At 41.3% G+C, this 1,534-nt stretch carries 3 protein-coding genes; all 3 read right to left on the reverse strand.

Going from position 1 to position 1,534, the window contains the following annotated elements:
• The coding region (locus ACI3UA_RS06385; protein WP_439723989.1) for a hypothetical protein at nt 1-266 on the reverse strand (266 nt) is incomplete at its 3' end.
• A gap of 143 nt (nt 267-409) precedes the next feature.
• Complete coding sequence (locus tag ACI3UA_RS06390) at nt 410-1,276, reverse strand: hypothetical protein (RefSeq protein ID WP_439723990.1); 867 nt, start codon at nt 1,274-1,276, stop codon at nt 410-412.
• A gap of 64 nt (nt 1,277-1,340) precedes the next feature.
• Nucleotides 1,341-1,534, reverse strand: a 194-nt coding sequence (locus tag ACI3UA_RS06395) for a hypothetical protein (RefSeq protein ID WP_439723991.1), incomplete at its 5' end; no start/stop codon positions are given.

Here is a 1,534-nt window from a genome sequence, read left to right on the forward strand (position 1 = left end):
TATTGTTCCTTAGTTTTAATTAAATCTTCTAATGTTTCTGGATAAGTGCCAGTTTCGGCTTTGTACATCATAATACGGCAACTTAATCTACGTATGTCTCGCGCAACCATGTCGCTCATAGTATTATGATGTAACACAAACATTTCATGAACATGTGGCACTATAATGCAAAAAAATATTGCGATCAGAAACGGACAAAAATACGAGGTACAATCTCGAACAATATCCCTCACCTTATTTGTCTTAAGAGTAATCGTACTAATCATTACAACTTCCCCTTTATCTGCAAATATGCTAACTCAAATAATATTCTTTTGATAATTATACCATGATTACAAAAAAACAAAAGACTGCTTTATTAGCAGTCTTTTGAAACTTACATTCTGTTCAATTTGGACAGAATACAAGTTTACCTTACAAGCTTCAATTCACTTTCAGACTTCACACGCATCGGAGAAATATCCCTGAGAAACTTCATCCCGGTATCCTTCAATGCGCTACATGCCTTTACCAAAGCCGTCACGTCCTTCATCTCACTGCACATAGCTGTTGCCATTTCTTTTGGTGTGATGAGATTTGGCTTCTTGATTTTCAAAGACACAAAACTCTCTTTGACCTCATAATCGTCATTGGCAATATCCTGAATGGTCTGAACTGCCTTGTCTTTAACTGCATTATAAGACTCTCGTGCCTGCTCCTTCACTTTTGTCACGGCCTCTCGCGGCATCTGTTTTATGCGCATTTTCATTTCTCTTGCCCTGGCTAAAAAACTTTTGCCTTTATCTACAATTTTCTCTGCAACTTTTTTCGCCTTTATGCCTTTCCCTACCAGCTCCACAGCCATAGCTTCCGCCAGTGCCTTCGGGGAAATTACGTTCAGAGTGATATACTGTTCATCGTTATCCTTCTGAGCCAGAAAATACGGCTTCCCCTTGCCAGGCTCCATATACGGAACCAGCTTCTGCCATTCCTGCCTGGATAAGTCCAGGGTAGGATTTTCTTTCAGGGCTGGCAAATTTATCTTATCCAGATTCTGCAAAACAAATCCAGGTGTCATATACTGCGTTTTAGAAGCAATATTCCAGTTTAAATAATCGCCGAGCTTTTCCATCATATCTTCCGGCAAATATTCGCTCTCACAAATATCCAGCCACATGTCATCCTCCGGCGAAGGCCCATCGTACTCATCATAAATCGTCTCTGGTGACAATCCTTTAACATCAGCCAAAGACATATCCTCAAAATCTTCACGCATCTTTTTCCAATTAAAAGCCATTTTTCACACCACCTTGAAAAATTGGCTGCCCGACTAATCAGGCAGCCCTATGAAGCGTACAATATCACCTGGACAAACCAGACGAATTTTCACGATTCTGCGAATTTTCCTTAATCATCTTTACCCCCTGATCCTTGAGGCTGGAAAATGCCGCTATCATCTCGCGCTCGCTTACCCCGATGGCCTTCATGCTGTCATACAAGGCTTTTGCCATGTTTTCGCTGAAAACTGCCGCCGGAGACTTTGCCTCTTCCGTAG

Source organism: Anaerovibrio sp., from assembly GCF_051866355.1.
GTDB lineage: Bacteria > Bacillota > Negativicutes > Selenomonadales > Selenomonadaceae > Anaerovibrio.